At 72.7% G+C, this 14,709-nt stretch carries 16 protein-coding genes and 1 tRNA gene; 7 read left to right on the plus strand and 10 right to left on the minus strand.

What is annotated here, in order from left to right; genetic code table 11:
- Positions 1-35 precede the first annotated feature (35 nt).
- The 4 genes from ITJ48_RS11580 to ITJ48_RS11590 form a co-directional block, all read right to left on the minus strand.
- Positions 36-863, minus strand: coding sequence for a phosphatase PAP2 family protein (locus ITJ48_RS11580; RefSeq protein ID WP_194613790.1), 828 nt, complete (start codon positions 861-863; stop codon positions 36-38).
- Between the two features lie 88 nt (positions 864-951).
- A complete protein-coding gene (locus ITJ48_RS11585; RefSeq protein WP_194613791.1) occupies positions 952-2,118 on the minus strand; it encodes an RtcB family protein in 1,167 nt (388 codons plus the stop codon).
- A 134-nt stretch (positions 2,119-2,252) separates the two neighbouring features.
- Positions 2,253-2,387, minus strand: a complete 135-nt coding sequence (locus ITJ48_RS16470; RefSeq protein ID WP_255524536.1) for a hypothetical protein — start codon at positions 2,385-2,387, stop codon at positions 2,253-2,255.
- 139 nt (positions 2,388-2,526) lie between these two features.
- A complete protein-coding gene (locus tag ITJ48_RS11590) occupies positions 2,527-3,024 on the minus strand; it encodes a CGNR zinc finger domain-containing protein (protein WP_194613792.1) in 498 nt (165 codons plus the stop codon).
- Positions 3,025-3,110: 86 nt separating this feature from the next.
- Between ITJ48_RS11590 and ITJ48_RS11595 the strand changes: the two genes are divergently transcribed.
- Together ITJ48_RS11595 and ITJ48_RS11600 are read left to right on the plus strand one after the other, a co-directional pair.
- Positions 3,111-3,974: an alpha/beta fold hydrolase gene (locus ITJ48_RS11595; RefSeq protein ID WP_194613793.1), complete on the plus strand. Its 864-nt coding sequence runs from the start codon at positions 3,111-3,113 to the stop codon at positions 3,972-3,974.
- A gap of 52 nt (positions 3,975-4,026) precedes the next feature.
- Entirely contained in the window at positions 4,027-4,560 is a 534-nt protein-coding gene (locus ITJ48_RS11600) for a GNAT family N-acetyltransferase (RefSeq protein ID WP_194613794.1), read from the plus strand.
- Positions 4,561-4,615: 55 nt separating this feature from the next.
- Here the strand turns inward: ITJ48_RS11600 and ITJ48_RS11605 are convergent.
- From ITJ48_RS11605 to ITJ48_RS11620, 4 genes are all read right to left on the minus strand, one after another.
- Positions 4,616-4,687: transfer RNA gene (locus tag ITJ48_RS11605), tRNA-Arg, on the minus strand.
- A gap of 193 nt (positions 4,688-4,880) precedes the next feature.
- Positions 4,881-5,375, minus strand: coding sequence for an HNH endonuclease (locus ITJ48_RS11610; RefSeq protein ID WP_192040924.1), 495 nt, complete (start codon positions 5,373-5,375; stop codon positions 4,881-4,883).
- Positions 5,376-5,703: 328 nt separating this feature from the next.
- A complete protein-coding gene (locus ITJ48_RS11615; protein ID WP_228506877.1) occupies positions 5,704-6,711 on the minus strand; it encodes a C40 family peptidase in 1,008 nt (335 codons plus the stop codon).
- Between the two features lie 263 nt (positions 6,712-6,974).
- Positions 6,975-7,667 carry a metal-dependent transcriptional regulator gene (locus ITJ48_RS11620; RefSeq protein WP_123547908.1) on the minus strand — a complete coding sequence of 231 codons (693 nt, stop codon included), beginning with the start codon at positions 7,665-7,667 and terminating at the stop codon, positions 6,975-6,977.
- An 87-nt stretch (positions 7,668-7,754) separates the two neighbouring features.
- Here ITJ48_RS11620 and serC point away from each other — a divergent pair, with 87 nt between their 5' ends.
- Complete coding sequence (gene serC / locus ITJ48_RS11625) at positions 7,755-8,867, plus strand: phosphoserine transaminase (protein WP_194613795.1); 1,113 nt, start codon at positions 7,755-7,757, stop codon at positions 8,865-8,867.
- A gap of 116 nt (positions 8,868-8,983) precedes the next feature.
- On the opposite strand, the gene ITJ48_RS11630 is transcribed toward serC, so the two are convergent.
- Complete coding sequence (locus tag ITJ48_RS11630; protein ID WP_194613796.1) at positions 8,984-9,730, minus strand: DUF3027 domain-containing protein; 747 nt, start codon at positions 9,728-9,730, stop codon at positions 8,984-8,986.
- Positions 9,723-10,100, minus strand: a complete 378-nt coding sequence (locus ITJ48_RS11635; RefSeq protein WP_123547905.1) for a cold-shock protein — start codon at positions 10,098-10,100, stop codon at positions 9,723-9,725. Before ITJ48_RS11635 ends, ITJ48_RS11630 begins: the two co-directional genes overlap by 8 nt.
- A 92-nt stretch (positions 10,101-10,192) precedes the next feature.
- Here ITJ48_RS11635 and ITJ48_RS11640 point away from each other — a divergent pair, with 92 nt between their 5' ends.
- The 4 genes from ITJ48_RS11640 to ITJ48_RS11655 all read left to right on the plus strand — a co-directional run bounded on the left by ITJ48_RS11640 (position 10,193) and on the right by ITJ48_RS11655 (position 14,638).
- Complete coding sequence (locus tag ITJ48_RS11640) at positions 10,193-10,471, plus strand: hypothetical protein (protein ID WP_194613797.1); 279 nt, start codon at positions 10,193-10,195, stop codon at positions 10,469-10,471.
- A 39-nt stretch (positions 10,472-10,510) separates the two neighbouring features.
- A complete protein-coding gene (locus ITJ48_RS11645) occupies positions 10,511-12,370 on the plus strand; it encodes a helicase-associated domain-containing protein (protein WP_194613798.1) in 1,860 nt (619 codons plus the stop codon).
- 67 nt (positions 12,371-12,437) lie between these two features.
- Complete coding sequence (locus ITJ48_RS11650) at positions 12,438-14,072, plus strand: DNA repair helicase XPB (protein ID WP_194613799.1); 1,635 nt, start codon at positions 12,438-12,440, stop codon at positions 14,070-14,072.
- Positions 14,069-14,638: a hypothetical protein gene (locus tag ITJ48_RS11655; protein WP_194613800.1), complete on the plus strand. Its 570-nt coding sequence runs from the start codon at positions 14,069-14,071 to the stop codon at positions 14,636-14,638. The genes ITJ48_RS11650 and ITJ48_RS11655 overlap by 4 nt, the downstream gene beginning before the upstream one ends.
- The last annotated feature ends 71 nt before the right edge of the window (positions 14,639-14,709 follow it).

Genomic DNA, 14,709 nt, shown 5'->3' on the forward strand with positions numbered 1-14,709 from the left:
GCGCAGCGGGCGGAGGCCGAGCTGGGCCGAGTCGGCTACTCGGCGATCTCGTCGTCGTCCTGGGCGCTGAGGTAGAGGCGGTGGCTCGTGATGATCAGCGAGAGCCAGCCGGTGCCGGTCACCCAGCCGACGGCGACGTCGGTGAACCAGTGCGCTCCGAGCAGCACCCGCGAGAGGCCGACGGTGACCGCAGCGGCTGCGGCCCCGCCGATGACGGCGACCTGGGGGCCGTTCCTCTCCTGCCGCAGGGCGACGAGGTAGGCGAGCACGCCGAGGATCGTCGTCGTGTTGAGCGTGTGGCCCGACGGGAACGAGGGCGACTTCTCGAAGGGCGGGATCGCCTCGTGCCGGGGCGGCCGGTTCCGCGCGATCAGCTTCTTGCCGATCAGCGTCATGGCGAGCGACCCGGCCCCCGCGGCCACGATCAGCGTCACGGGGTTGGCCCGCCGGTCGCGCACGCCGAAGGCCACCGCCGCGCTGACGGTGAGCAGCGGCATGGCGATCGGGCCGAAGACGTGGGCGATGGTCGCGGCCGCGCCGTTGACGACGGGCGAGCGCAGCGCCTTCGCCTTCTCGAGGGCCGGCCGGTCGAGGCGGCCGATGCCGTCGCGGTCGGTGACGCCGTCGTAGATGTAGGCGGCCCCCACGGTCGCCGCGGCGAGGACGCTCCCGCCTACGGCGAGCGTGCCGACGAGCGCCCGGCGGGCGCCGACGCGCTTGGCGATCTCGCGGTGCTGCGACGCGAGCCGCCGCCCCGCCGGGGTGCGCCACTCGGTGAGGTCGCGCTGCCCGATCCGCCGGTCCGCCCGGGAGCTCCCGGCTGCGGTCGGACGTGCGGGGGCCGAGTTCGTGGAACGGGTCATCTGCCCAGTCTGGCCCTCGGGGCCGCAGTGCCGCCGGGAGGTGCGGACCGGGTCCCGATGACCCGGCCCGCACCTCCTCGGTGCCCTGCTAGTCGCCCTTCACGTTGACGATCTGGCGCAGCGTGTGCCGGATCGTCACGAGCTCCGCCGCGTCGGCCATCACCTGGTCGATCGGCTTGTAGGCCGCGGGGATCTCGTCGAGGAACGCGTCGGTGTCGCGGTACTCGATGCCCTCCATCGCGGTGCGGAGCTGGTCGTGCGTGAACGCCTTGCGGGCCGCGCTCCGCGAGTACGCCCGGCCGGCGCCGTGCGGCGACGACTCGAGGGCGACGGGGTTCCCCGTGCCCTCGACCACGTAGGAGGCGGTGCCCATGCTGCCGGGGATCAGCCCGGCCTGCCCCGCCCGCGCCGAGATGGCGCCCTTGCGGCTGAGCCACACGTCCTTGCCGAAGTGCCGCTCGCGCTGCGTGAAGTTGTGGTGGCAGTTGATCCGCTCCTGCTCCTCCACGGGCGCGCCGACCCAGTCGGCGAACTGGCGGACGACCCGGTCCATCATCTCCTCGCGGTTGAGCAGGGCGAAGCGCTGTGCCCAGCCGAGCTCGGCGATGTACCGGTCGAACTCGGCCGTGCCCTCGACGAGGTAGGCGAGGTCAGGGTCGGGCAGCGTGATCCACCAGCGCTTCATGGCCGCCTGGGCGACCTTGATGTGCGCCTGGGCGATCTTGTTGCCGACGCCCCGGCTGCCCGAGTGCAGGAACAGCCAGACTGCGTCGGTCTCGTCGAGGCTGACCTCGATGAAGTGGTTCCCGCTGCCCAGCGTGCCGAGCTGCAGCTGCCAGGTGCGGGCGTACGAGGCCGGGTCGAAGCCGGCCTCGGCCGCCAGCGCCTCGAGCTCGGCGACGCGCGGCTCGGCGGTCGCGACGACCTTGCGGTTGTAGGCGCCGGCCGAGGTCGGCACGGCCCGCTCGATCTGCTCGCGCAGCGGCTTGCGGTCGGTCGGCAGGTCGGCCGCCGTGAACTGCGTGCGCACGGCGATCATGCCGCAGCCGATGTCGACGCCGACGGCGGCCGGCATCACGGCGCCGAGCGTCGGGATCACCGACCCGACGGTGGCGCCGAGGCCCAGGTGGGCGTCGGGCATCAGCGCGAGGTGCGGGTGGATGAACGGCATCGTCGACGTCGTCCTGGCCTGCTGCTCGGTCTTCTCCTCGAGCAGGCTGGCCCAGCTGAACAGCCGGGCAGTGATCTTCTCCATGGTCCTCTCGGTCCTCTGTGGGGTGGGTGTCGTCGTCCGGGGCGGACGGACGCACGCCGACCCTGCAGTGTCGGTGGATGCGGGAGATGCGCCCCGGCCCTCGTGGGCGCGGGGCGTCGGGTGACGCGGGCGGCCTACGAGAGGGTGTCGAGTTCGAGCACGGTGATCTGCTGCTGCTCGGGCAGTGCGTGCTGCGCGAGATAGCGGACTGGACCACGGCCGTCGAGGAGGCGCGGTGCACGCAGGTCGGTCAGGGTGCGGTTCGACACGGTGCGGTCCTCTCTCTCGGGGTGCTGTACGTCGACGAGGCGACGGGCGTACCGACTGTCGGCACGAGAGGCGACAGTACAGCCCGGGCGTGTCGCTGTCCACATCCCGGGCGTGTCGCGGACCAGATGAGCGCCCCTGTCAGGCCCGGAGACGACCGGCGTGTGCGCGGGCCTTCATCCGGTTGCCGCAGGTCGCCATGGAGCACCACTTCGCGGTGCCGGGGCGGCTGTGGTCGACGAGGAACAAGTTGCACTCGTCGTTCGCGCAGGCGCGGACGCGACCCGGGAACTGCTCGGCGACGCGTGACCACGCCAGGACGGCCGTGGTCGCGAGGCGGTCGTCGTCCGCCGCGACGAGGTCCCAGACCACGCCCTCGGACGTGACGCGAGGCGTGCGCACCGCCCCCTCGACCACGCGCGCGAGCTCGTCGACCGCCTCCGGCCCGGCCCCGCGGATGACGGCCTGGAGGGCCGCGCGAGCCCGGCGGAGCTGAGCGCCCTCGTCGACCGAGCCGACGCCTCCCCAGCTCCGGGCCAGCTCGCGACCCTGGTCGCCCTCGAGGTCGTCCGTCGGGTGCCCGTCCACCACCGGGGCGCTGTTGAGCACGGCCAGCAGCAGCCCTTCGTCCGTCAGCATCGGTCCTCGTCTCCTCGCACCTGTCCGGCGCGACCTGACCCATGCTACCGTCGGCTAACCAGTAAAACAATCCAAAGGGGTTACTCATGGTCGCCGTCCACCACCGCACCGTCTCCGTCGACGGGCACGACGTGTTCTACCGGGAGGCCGGGCCCGCCGACGCCCCCGTGCTGCTCCTCCTGCACGGGTACCCGTCGAGCTCCCACATGTTCCGGCACCTCATCCCGGCGCTGGCCGACCGGTACCGCGTGGTGGCCCCCGACCACCTCGGCTTCGGCCGCTCGTCCGCCCCGTCGACCGACGAGTTCGACTACACCTTCGAGGCCCTCGCCGCCGTGACCGGGCGGCTCCTCTCGTCGTTGGGGATCGAGCGGTACACGGTCTACGTCCAGGACTACGGCGCCCCGATCGGCTGGCGTCTCGCCCTCGCCGACCCTGCGGCGATCACCGGCGTCATCACCCAGAACGGCAACGCCTACGAGGACGGCTTCGTGCCGAGCTTCTGGGACGGCATCTGGGTCGACGCCGCCGAGCGGACCGACGAGACCCGCGACGCGCTCCGCCCCGCGCTCGGGAGGGAGGCCGTCGAGTGGCAGTACACCCACGGCGTGCCTGACCCCACGACCGTCGACCCCGACGCCTGGGAGCACGACCTCGCCCTCCTCGCCCGCCCCGGACAGGACGACGTCCAGCTCGCCCTCTTCCGCGACTACGCGACCAACCGCGCCCTGTACCCGGCGGTGCACGACTGGCTCCGCACCTCCGGCGTGCCCGTCCTGGCCATCTGGGGACGCAACGACGAGATCTTCGCCGCCGCCGGCGCGAGCGCGTTCCTCGAGGACTCCCCCGCGGCTCGCGTCGAGCTCGTCGACGGCGGGCACTTCCTCCTCGAGTCGCACCTGGACGAGGTCGCCGGCACGATCAGGGACTGGCTCGCAGACCAGGCCTGAGCGCTCCGCACCGCTCCCCTTCCGCCGCGGGCGCGTGCAGGGAGAATGGACCATGATCAGCGACCTGAGCCTCCCCGTCGTCGTCTCGGCCCGTGGCGCCGACGTGCTCCTGCGACGAGCGGTGCCGGACGATCTCCACGCCGTCATGCGGCTGTTGGCCGACGACCCGGTCAGCGCAGGCCGAGGCGACGTCGCCGGCGAGGAGGACGTGGACGCGTACGCGTCGGCGCTCGGTCGCATCGTCGCCGACCCGGGCAACGACCTCGTCGTCGCCGAGGACCGGGACGGGGTGGTCGTCGGCACGCTGCAGCTGACGGTCGTCCCCGGCATGGCCCGGCGGGGCAGCACCCGGCTGCTCGTCGAGGCGGTCCGCGTCGCGAGCACGGAGCGCTCGTCCGGCATCGGCAGCGCGCTGATGCGATGGGTGGTCGAGCAAGCCGCCGTCGAGCTCCGCACGCCGCTGGTGCAGCTCACCTCGGACGGCGCACGCACCGACGCTCACCGCTTCTACCTGAGGCTCGGCTTCGTCGACTCGCACGTCGGGTTCAAGTACGCCGTGACGCTGCCGGACTCGCCGAGCCGGTAGCCGCCCGTCTGCCGCGGTCTCGGCCGCGGCCGCGGCCGCGAGCGTCATCGAGGGGTGCCCCTGGAGGGACTCGAACCCCCAACCCTTTCCTTAGGACGGAACTGCTCTTCCATTGAGCTACAGAGGCTGACCGGACGAGTCTACCGAACCCGCACCTCCTCGTCCCGGCACCCGCACCTCCTCGACGCTGCGCTGCACTTCACTGCACCGGGTTTCGTACATCGCACCGGGACTAGACCCGGTGCAGTGTACGAAACCCAGTGCGAAGCCGGAGCCGGAGCTGGAGCCGGCGCGAGGCCGACCAGCTGCGGCGCGCGAGCTCACGCCGCCGCGAGGTACTCGTCCCACTCCGCCTGCGGCCGGTCGGTGCCGCGCACGACCCAGCCGACGCCGTGGGGCGCCTTCGGCTGCCAGCGAAGGGTCCAGCCCATCTCGGCCGGAGTCCGGTCGCTCTTGACGTTGTTGCAGCGGAGGCAGCACGCGACCAGGTTCTCCCAGCTGTCCGCGCCTCCTCGCGACCGCGGCTGCACGTGGTCGATCGTCGACGCCGACCGGCCGCAGTAGGCGCAGTGGTGCGCGTCGCGGCGCAGCACCCCGCGGCGCGAGACCGGCACGGTGCGGCCGTGCGGGATGCGGACGTAGCGCGTCAGCACGATCACCGACGGACGGTCGTAGGCGAACCCGGCGCCGAGCACGGGGTGGTCGGCGTCGGCCGAGACGACCGTCGCCTTCTGGGTCATGACGAGCACGAGGGCCCGACGGAACGACACGACGGCGAGGGGCTCGAAGCCGGCGTTGAGGACGAGAGTGCGCATGCTTTCCCTTTCGAAGCACCCTGGACGGCTTCCAGGGATTCGACTGCTCTCGGAGCAGCGGGGGCCAGCAGGCCGACGAACGAGAAAAGCACCGTCACGGATGACGGTGCTCTATCGATCGGCGGTGTGTCGTATGTGCTCGTGCGACAGCGCACCCATGGTGCGGGTGGCTGTCGTGCGGCTCATGTGACGCTCCTGGTCTCAGCGGAACTCCGAGATCGCCAGGTTAACCCGCGAGAGCCGCCCTGCCTAGGGGCGGGGCGGCTCTTCACTGCTCGTTCACTGCTGCCCGACCGACAGCCGAGCCGAGGAGGCGGGCGACCGTCCCCTAGACGGCGTAGCGCACGTAGTGCACCGCGCTGCTCCACAGCGGGCGCACGCTGACGGAGCCGCCGGGCTTCGGCGCGTCGAGGATCATGCCGTTCCCTGCGTAGAAGCCGTCGTGCGAGCCGTCGTTGAAGACGACGACGTCGCCGGGGCGCGCCTCCGAGGCCGAGATCGTCGTGCCCAGGGCGGCCTGGCTGCCGACCGAGTGCGGCAGCGAGACGCCGAACTTCGCGTAGACGTACATGATGAAGCCCGAGCAGTCGAAGCCGGCGGGCGTCGCGCCGCCGAAGACGTAGGGCGTGCCGACGTACTGCAGGGCCGCCTGGTACACGGCGGCCTGGCCCGTGGACCCGGACGAGGCGATGGCCTCGGTCGCCATCGAGCGCGACGACCCGGAGCCGGCGCCCGCCGAGCTGGCGGACGACGAGGCCGACGACGACGCGGCAGCAGCCGCGCTCGCCTGCTCGGCCTGCTGGGCGGCGAGGGCCTGGGCCGACGCGGCAGCCGCCGCGTCGAGCGTGGCCTGCGACGTGGCCGACCAGTCGGCGCGCGTCGCGTCGGCCTCGACCGCCGTGGCGTCGACGGCGAGCGTCTGCCCGCCGGCGACCCGGGCGTCGGTGACGGCGGCGGCTGCCGCTGCCTCGCTCGTGGCCGGGTCGTCCTGGTCGAGGGCGAAGGCGGGCAGGGCCACCGTGCCGAAGAGCCCCGCGGTGACGGTCATGACCGTCACGCTGACGACGCTGCGACGGACGGACAGGCGCGACCGGGTCGCGGGCACCGCGGCGGCGGTCGTCGAGGCGTGGTGCTCGGCGGCACGGCGCGCGACGAGCTCGGACCGCAGCACACGTCGCGCCGCAGGGACGGACGACGACGAGCCGCGACGTCCGGGGGAAGCCGCTGCGGCAGCGGCCTCGGCACGGCGGAGGGAGGAACGGGTGGGGAACTCGGCGGAGTCGGCGCGCTGGGCTGCGCTGCCGCCTCCTTCGGGGGGAAGAACGGGAGTGGTCAAGAGGTCGGGTCTCCTGCGCCTCGTCACCCTAGGGAGGTGCTCCGTCCGACGTCAGATCGCCTTCTCACGGCAGGAGACGGATGCACGAGACGTCCTGCCACGGGCCCCGCGGCCGGATTCCTGGCTCGGGGACCCTGCGACGCTACGTCATCTCCGCCGAGAAATCATCCTGGAGAGGGACATTCGTCTCGAATTGGTAACGGCCATTGCGTCAGCAATCAGGAACCTCTATGAGACCTGGGAACCCCCGGTGCGGGGAGGCGTCAGGCCGAGACGTAGATGTGCTGCGCGACCTCGGTCGGCAGCTCGAGCCCGTCGTCGTGCCCCTCGACCTTCACGAGCACGTAGGCGCCGGCCGACGTGACGGTCGCGACGCCGCCGGGAGTGACCCCCGCGTCCTGCAGCTGCTGGAGCAGCTCGGGCTCGAACTGCACGGGCTCGGCGAGGCGACGCACGGGGCGCGTCACGCCCTCGGGGTTCTCGGCGAGCACCTGCACGAGGTTGACGACGCCGTCGAGGAACCGGCCGGCAGGCGAGTCGCCCAGCTCGTCGAGACCTGGGATCGGGTTGCCGTAGGGCGACTCGGTCGGGTGGTCGAGCATCTCGAGCAGACGGCGCTCGACCTGCTCGCTCATCACGTGCTCCCACCGGCAGGCCTCGTCGTGCACGTAGGCCCAGTCGAGCCCGATCACGTCGGCGAGCAGGCGCTCGGCCAGGCGGTGCTTGCGCATGACGTGGGTCGCCTTCGACCGGCCGTCGTGCGTGAGCTCGAGGTGGCGGTCGCCGGAGACGACGACGAGCCCGTCGCGCTCCATGCGCGCGATCGTCTGCGACACCGTCGGGCCGGAGTGGCCGAGTCGCTCGGAGATGCGAGCCCGCAGGGGCACGATGTTCTCTTCTTCGAGATCGAGGATCGTGCGCAGGTACATCTCAGTGGTGTCGACGAGATCGGTCAACAGGGGCCTCCCGGTGGAACGCGTGGACTACCTCGTCAGCTTACCGGCTGCGCGGGGCGGCCCGTGCCGCGTCACTAGGATCGTGCCATGGCGGACCTCTCGATTCCCACTGACCTCCTCCCCCGCGACGGGCGCTTCGGCTGCGGCCCGTCCAAGATCCGGGGCGCCCAGCTCGAGCACCTCGTCACCGCCGGCGCCACCATCCTCGGCACGTCGCACCGCCAGCCGCCCGTGAAGCAACTCGTCGGCCGCGTCCGCGCCGACCTGGCCGACCTCTTCCGCCTGCCCGACGGCTACGAGGTCGTGCTCGGCAACGGCGGGTCGACGGCGTTCTGGGACGCCGCGGCGTTCGGGCTCGTCGAGAAGCGCGCCGAGAACCTGTCGTTCGGCGAGTTCGGCTCCAAGTTCGCGAAGGCGGTCGCCGCCCCCTGGCTCGAGGCTCCCGTCGTCCGCACCGCGGAGGGGGGCTCGCTCAGCGAGATCGAGGTCGTCGAGGGGGTCGACGTCTACGCCTGGCCGCACAACGAGACCTCGACCGGCGTCATGGCCCCGGTCACCCGCGTCGCCGGCGACCCCGGCGCCCTCACCGTCGTCGACGCCACGAGCGCCGCGGGCGGCATCGACTTCGACGCCTCGCAGGCCGACGTCTACTACTTCGCGCCGCAGAAGAACTTCGCCTCCGACGGCGGCCTCTGGTTCGCACTGATGTCGCCCGCGGCGATCGAGCGGATCGAGCGGATCGCCGCGAGCGGTCGGTACGTCCCCGAGTTCCTCAGCCTCAAGAACGCCGTCGACAACTCCCGGCTCGACCAGACGCTCAACACCCCGGCCCTCACGACGCTGCTGCTGCTCGAGGACCAGACCCGCTGGATGCTCGAGAACGGCGGCCTCTCGTGGGCCGACGCCCGCACGCGCGAGTCGTCGTCGGCGCTCTACGACTGGGCCACCGCCTCCGAGTACGCGACGCCCTTCGTCGTCGACCCGACGCACCGCTCGCAGGTGGTCGCGACGATCGACTTCGCCGAGTCGATCGACGCCGCCGCGATCGCCGCGACCCTCCGCGCGAACGGCATCGTCGACACCGAGCCGTACCGCAAGCTCGGCCGCAACCAGCTGCGGGTCGCCACCTTCACGGCCATCGAGCCCGACGACGTGCGCCAGCTGATCCGCTCGATCGAGCACGTGGTCGGCGCCCTCTAGGCACCGCCCCGGCACGCGGGAGGCCCCGACACCACCAGGTGTCAGGGCCTCCGTGCGTCAGCAGCGCCGGGCGTCAGCAGGACCGAGCCGAGGAGGCGCGGGCCGCGTCGCGCAGGTCAGCGGCGTCGACGAGGCAGCGGGTCCTCGTCCTCGCCGTCCCAGTCGCCGTGGTGCGAGTCGTCGTCGGCGTCCGCCTCGGGGTGCGCGGCCGGAACGACGGGCTCGTCGTCGTCCGAGTCCTCGTCGTCCGAGTCGTCGTCGGCCTCCGAGTCGTCGTCGTCGTCGTCCTCGTCGTCCAGGTCGTCGATGTCGACGCCGTCGACGTCGCCGCCGTGGACGGGCCGAGGGCCGTCGTCCTCGTCGGAGTCGTCGTCCTCGTCGGACTCGTCGTCGTCCGAGTCGTCGTCCTCCTCCGAGTCGTCGTCGTCGTCCGAGTCCTCATCGTCGTCGTCCGACTCGTCGTCGTCCTCGGAGTCCGCGTCGCCCGCCTCCTGCGCCTTCATCTCGGCGAGGCGGTCGGCCCACGGCACCCAGTCGGGCGCGATCAGGGCGTGGTCGCCGGGCAGCAGCTCGACCTCGAGGACGGTGGGCTCGGAGCCCTCGACCTGGGCGACGCTGACCGTCCAGAACCAGCCGGGGTAGCCGGGCAGCAGGGTCGCGAAGCGGACGGAGACGACGCCGTCGACCTCGTCGACCGGAGGCGCCTCGGCGCCGATCGTCTCGTCAGGGGTGATCTCGAGCAGGGCGGTGCGGGCCAGCCCGGCGAAGGGCGACGTGCGGGGCCCGTCGGTCACGGCGACCTCGGGCGCCGCGGCGGCGTCGGGCGTCGAGGCGGCGTCGGGCGTCGAGGCGGCGTCAGGCATCGAACTGGTCCGCGACGGTGCGCAGCAGCACGGCGAGCTTGGCGCCGTTCTGCGGGTAGCGGCCGTGGCGCAGGTCGCCGCCAGCCTGGTCGAGCACCTTCACGAGGTCCTCGACGATGACGGCCATGTCGTCGGCGCTGCGTCGGCTGCGCTTGACGAGGCTCGGGGCGGCCTCCAGCACGCGCACGGACAGCGCCTGCGCGCCGCGCTTGCCGTCGGCGATGCCGTACTCGAGGCGGGTGCCCGCCTTGACGCCGACGGTGCCGGCGGGCAGCGCGGACGCGTGGAGGAAGACCTCTTGGCCGTCATCGCTGCTGATGAAGCCGAAGCCCTTCTCGTCGTCGTAGAACTTGACCTTGCCGGTGGGCACGATGTGACTCCTCGTGGTGTGGGGGTGCGTCCTGAGCCAGGACGCGAGGTGCGGGACCGCCCTGCCCGGCGGTCAGCCACTATCCTGTGGAGGTGGCAGACAAGAACGAGCAGAACGCACCTCAGGGCGTCCATCGTACTGAACGCGTGCTGATCGTCATGATGGTCACGATCGTCGGCCTCTCGATCGCCGCGTTCGTCGCGCGGCTCGTGGGTGCAGTCGTCGGCGTCGACGACTACTCGGGCGGGGCGTGGCCGATGGTCACCGTCCTCCCGTTGATCGGGCTGCCGCTCGCGATCCTGCTGATCATCGCCTCGGTGGTGGTCGGGATCGTCCGGCGCAGCAGGGCGAGTCGCGACACCACACGGTAGACGCAGCACGGCGCTGCTCACCACCAGGAGGCCATGCCCATGTCCAGTGCACTCGACCTCGCGGGCGTGCTCCGCTCCTCCGCGCCCGACGACCTCGTCCGGCTGCTCTCCGCCCGGCTGCTCCGCGCCTCCTCGGTGAACGACGCCTTCGACCTCGCCGACACGCTGCTCGACCCCTCGTCCGTGCGCGACGCGCTGACGCACCTCGACCGCACCGAGCTGCTCGTGCTGCACGCCGCCCGCACGCCGGGCGACCTCGACGCCCTCGTCGGCCGCCTCGACGCGGTCTTCGACATCGGCCGGGGCGCCGTCGCGGTCGCGGTCGACCACCTCGTCGAGCTGTTCCTCGTGGTGCGCCAGGGAGACGGGCAGACCGCGAGCGTCAGCACCCTCGACGGCGTCGGCGACCGACTCGACGACGACCCGGCGCTCTCGCCCGGCCGGCTGGGCGCCGAGCACCCGCCCGTCGTGCTCGAGGCCGTGGCCGACGTCGACCGCGACGCCACCGACGCCCGGTCGGCCGAGCGTCTCTACGCCGTCGTGATCGAGGTCGCCGAGATCCTCCGCGCGCTCGACCGGTCACCGGCTCGCGAGCTGGCCAAGGGCGGGCTCGCCCTGCCCGAGGTGCGACGCCTGGCCGAGGCCGCCCGTCTCGACGTCGACGACGTCCCGACGGTCGTGGCCATCGCCTCCCGCGCCGGCCTCGCGGCCGCCGGCCCCGAGGGCGTGGCGAGCACGCAGGAGGCGGCGGCCTGGCTCGCCTCCTCGTGGCCCGACCGCTGGGAGTCGCTGACCCGCGCGTGGCTGGCCTCGCTGCCGGCCGAGATCCTCGCGGTGCTGCACGAACGCGTCGAGACCTCGTGGGGCGAGCCGCTGTCCGAGTACGCGCGCTGGGCCTACCCGGCCGGCGACGCGTGGATCCCCGACCGCCTCGCGGTCTTCGCCCGGGCGGCCGAGCTGCTCGGGCTGACGAGCGGCCAGGCCCCGACCCGCGCCGCCGTCTCGCTGCTGCGCGAGGGCCCGGAGGCGGCCCGGGCCCGCGTGGCCCACCTGCTGCCCGACGCCATCGAGCAGGTCTACCTGCAGCACGACCTCACCGTCGTCGCGCCCGGCCCGCTGGCCCCGGGGCTGGACGCCCGCCTCCGGGTCATCGCCGACGTCGAGAGCGCCGGCCTCGCCGCCACCTACCGCATCACCGAGGGCGGCATCCAGCGCGCCCTCACCGCCGGCGAGACGGCCGACAGCCTGCGGTCGTTCCTCGAGGGCATCAGCCTCAGCGGCGTCCCGCAGCCGCTCGACTACCTCCTCCAGCAGTCCGCCGAGCGGCACGGCCGGTACCGGGTCGAGCGCGTGGTGGGCAGCGCCGACCTGCCTGCCGGAGCGGTCACGGTCGTCAGCTCCGACGAGCGGGCGAGCGTCGACACGCTCGAGGTCGACCACGCGCTCGCGCCCCTGGCGCTGCAGCGGGTCGACTCCCTGCGCGTCGCGACGACGTTCGACCGCGACACCGTCTTCTGGGCCCTCAGCGACGAGCGGTACCCGGTCGTCGTGGTCGACGACGGCGGCGAGGCGACTCCCCCGGCGCGACGCCGCCTGCACCGGCCGACGCCCGTGCCGCCGCGCGACGCGGTGCGCGACATGGTCGAGCGGCTCACCGCGGGCAGCGAGGCCAGCAGCGAGACGACCGACCGCGCCTGGATCACCCGCCAGCTCGACGCCGCGGTCAAGGGCCGCCTGACCGTCACGATCGCCATCGCGATGCCCGACGGCAGCACGAGCAAGCTCGAGATGGAGCCCACGGGCGTCGGCGGCGGGCGGGTGCGCGGACGCGACAAGAAGTCCGACGTCGAGCGCACGCTGCCGCTGTCGCACGTCGTCTCGGTGTCGAGCTCGGCCTGAGCCGCGAGACGACGCTGAGGGCGGACAGCAGCCGCACCCAGGCAGGGCGCGCCTAGACTCGACCCTCATGACCGGCCCCCTGATCGTGCAGAGCGACCGCACCGTCCTGCTCGAGGTGGCGCACCCTCAGGCCGAGGACGCGCGCCACGACCTGAGCGTGTTCGCCGAGCTCGAGCGCGCCCCCGAGCACGTGCACACGTACCGCATCACGCGCCTCGGCCTCTGGAACGCGCGCGCCGCGGGCCACACCGCCGAGGACATGCTCGGCACCCTCGAGAAGTACAGCAAGTTCCCCGTGCCGCAGAGCGTCACGGTCGACGTCGCCGAGACGGTCGCCCGCTACGGGCGCATCGTGATCGAGCGCGACGGCGAGACCCTCGTGCTGCGCGGCACCGACGACGCCGTGCTGCGCGAGGTCACGCGCGTCAAGAAGATCGGCGAGCTGCTCGGCGTCCGACGGAGCGACACGGTGTGGGAGCTGCTCCCCTGGGCTCGCGGCGAGATCAAGCAGCAGCTGGTCAAGCTCGGCTGGCCCGCGGAGGACCACGCCGGCTACACGCCCGGCACCCCGCACGCCATCGAGCTCGACCAGACCGACTGGCAGCTGCGCGGCTACCAGCAGCAGGCCATCGACGAGTTCTTCTCGGGCGGCTCGGGCGTGGTCGTGCTGCCCTGCGGCGCCGGCAAGACGCTCGTGGGCGCCGGGGCGATGGCCGCCGCCGGCACGACGACGCTGATCCTCGTCACGAACACGGTGAGCGCACGGCAGTGGCGCGACGAGCTCCTGAAGCGCACCTCCCTGACCGAGGACGAGATCGGCGAGTACTCGGGCTCCGTGAAGGAGGTGAAACCGGTGACGATCGCGACCTACCAGATCCTCACCGCTCGCCGAGCAGGCAAGTACACGCACCTGTCGCTGCTGGACGCCCTCGACTGGGGCCTCGTCGTCTACGACGAGGTGCACCTCCTGCCTGCCCCTGTCTTCAAGCTGACGGCCGAGCTGCAGGCACGCCGCCGCCTCGGCCTCACCGCGACCCTCGTGCGCGAGGACGGCCGCGAGGGCGACGTGTTCAGCCTCATCGGGCCCAAGCGCTTCGACGCCCCCTGGAAGGAGATCGAGGCGCAGGGCTACATCTCGCCCGCGAGCTGCTTCGAGGTCCGTGTCGACCTGCCCCAGCAGGACAGGCTCGAGTACGCGGCCGCCCCCGACGACGAGCGCTACCGCCTCGCCGCGACGGCACCGGCCAAGCTCGACGTCGTCAAGCACCTCGTCGCGCGGCACGAGGGCGAGCAGATCCTGGTCATCGGCCAGTACCTCGACCAGCTCGACCAGCTCGCCGAGGTGCTCGACGCCCCGACGCTGACCGGCGCGACGCCGATCGACGAGCGCGAGCGCCTGTTCCAGGCGTTCCGCACGGGCGAGATCAAGGTGCTGGTCGTCTCGAAGGTGGCCAACTTCTCGGTCGACCTGCCGGAGGCGACGGTCGCGGTGCAGGTCAGCGGCTCGTTCGGCTCGCGGCAAGAAGAGGCGCAGCGTCTCGGGCGCCTGCTGCGGCCGAAGAAGTCGGGCCTGCCCGCCTCGTTCTACACGCTGGTGAGCCGCGACACGGTCGACCAGGACTTCGCGCAGAACCGCCAGCGGTTCCTCGCCGAGCAGGGCTACAGCTACACGATCCTCGACTCCCCGGTGCTGGCCGCGTGAGCGGGCCCGATCTGGGCCCCGGCGACGTCCCCCTCGGCGACGACGAGCTCTGGCGCGACGGCCTGCGCCGAGTGTTCCTGGCCGACCAGTCGCCGTGGGCGGCCTTCGGGCCGCTGGTCGCCTCCCTCGACCACGAGGCCGTCGAGTACCGGGGCCAGCGCTCGCGCACCGCGCCGTGGGACGACACGGTCGTCGTCTCGGTCGAGCGCACCTACGAGGTGCAGGGCGGGCTGCACGCCGGCGCGAGCCTGAGCGTCGTCACCTGGACGCGCGACCCCGAGGTCCTCGAGCGCAGCGACCTGCTCGCGGGCTCCCCCGTCGTCGACCACCTCTACGCCGGCCTCAGCGCGCTCGGCGAGCTGGACGACGCCGAGGAGGCGCGGGTCGTCACGGCCCCGGTCGAGCGGTTCCCGGGATGGGAGATCGCCCGCGCCTCCGGCTACACGGCCGTGCTCGAGCAGCGCGACGGCGTCGCCTTCACGCTCGCGGTGCCGGACGAGCTGCTCGAGCTCACGACGCGCATCGCGCTCGTGCCGAACACCGAGTGGGACGACACGAGCCGCTGACCCGGCTGGCCGACTCGGGCCGCTGACGGCCCGCGTGCTGCTCGCTCGCGGCAGGCGCACTCGCGACTCAC

Origin of the sequence: Frigoribacterium sp. VKM Ac-2530 (genome assembly GCF_015350835.1) — a bacterium.
Taxonomy (GTDB): domain Bacteria; phylum Actinomycetota; class Actinomycetes; order Actinomycetales; family Microbacteriaceae; genus Frigoribacterium.

Bases quoted from the DNA above. Each gene is read 5' to 3' on its own strand.
- ITJ48_RS11610 (WP_192040924.1), bottom strand. From the start codon at position 5,375: ATGCGCACTCTCGTCCTCAACGCCGGCTTCGAGCCCCTCGCCGTCGTG.
- ITJ48_RS11595 (WP_194613793.1), top strand. From the start codon at position 3,111: ATGGTCGCCGTCCACCACCGCACCGTCTCCGTCGACGGGCACGACGTG.
- ITJ48_RS11590 (WP_194613792.1), bottom strand. From the start codon at position 3,024: ATGCTGACGGACGAAGGGCTGCTGCTGGCCGTGCTCAACAGCGCCCCG.
- serC (WP_194613795.1), top strand. From the start codon at position 7,755: ATGGCGGACCTCTCGATTCCCACTGACCTCCTCCCCCGCGACGGGCGC.
- ITJ48_RS11600 (WP_194613794.1), top strand. From the start codon at position 4,027: ATGATCAGCGACCTGAGCCTCCCCGTCGTCGTCTCGGCCCGTGGCGCC.
- ITJ48_RS11580 (WP_194613790.1), bottom strand. From the start codon at position 863: ATGACCCGTTCCACGAACTCGGCCCCCGCACGTCCGACCGCAGCCGGG.
- ITJ48_RS11645 (WP_194613798.1), top strand. From the start codon at position 10,511: ATGTCCAGTGCACTCGACCTCGCGGGCGTGCTCCGCTCCTCCGCGCCC.
- ITJ48_RS11630 (WP_194613796.1), bottom strand. From the start codon at position 9,730: ATGCCTGACGCCGCCTCGACGCCCGACGCCGCCTCGACGCCCGACGCC.
- ITJ48_RS11585 (WP_194613791.1), bottom strand. From the start codon at position 2,118: ATGGAGAAGATCACTGCCCGGCTGTTCAGCTGGGCCAGCCTGCTCGAG.
- ITJ48_RS11650 (WP_194613799.1), top strand. From the start codon at position 12,438: ATGACCGGCCCCCTGATCGTGCAGAGCGACCGCACCGTCCTGCTCGAG.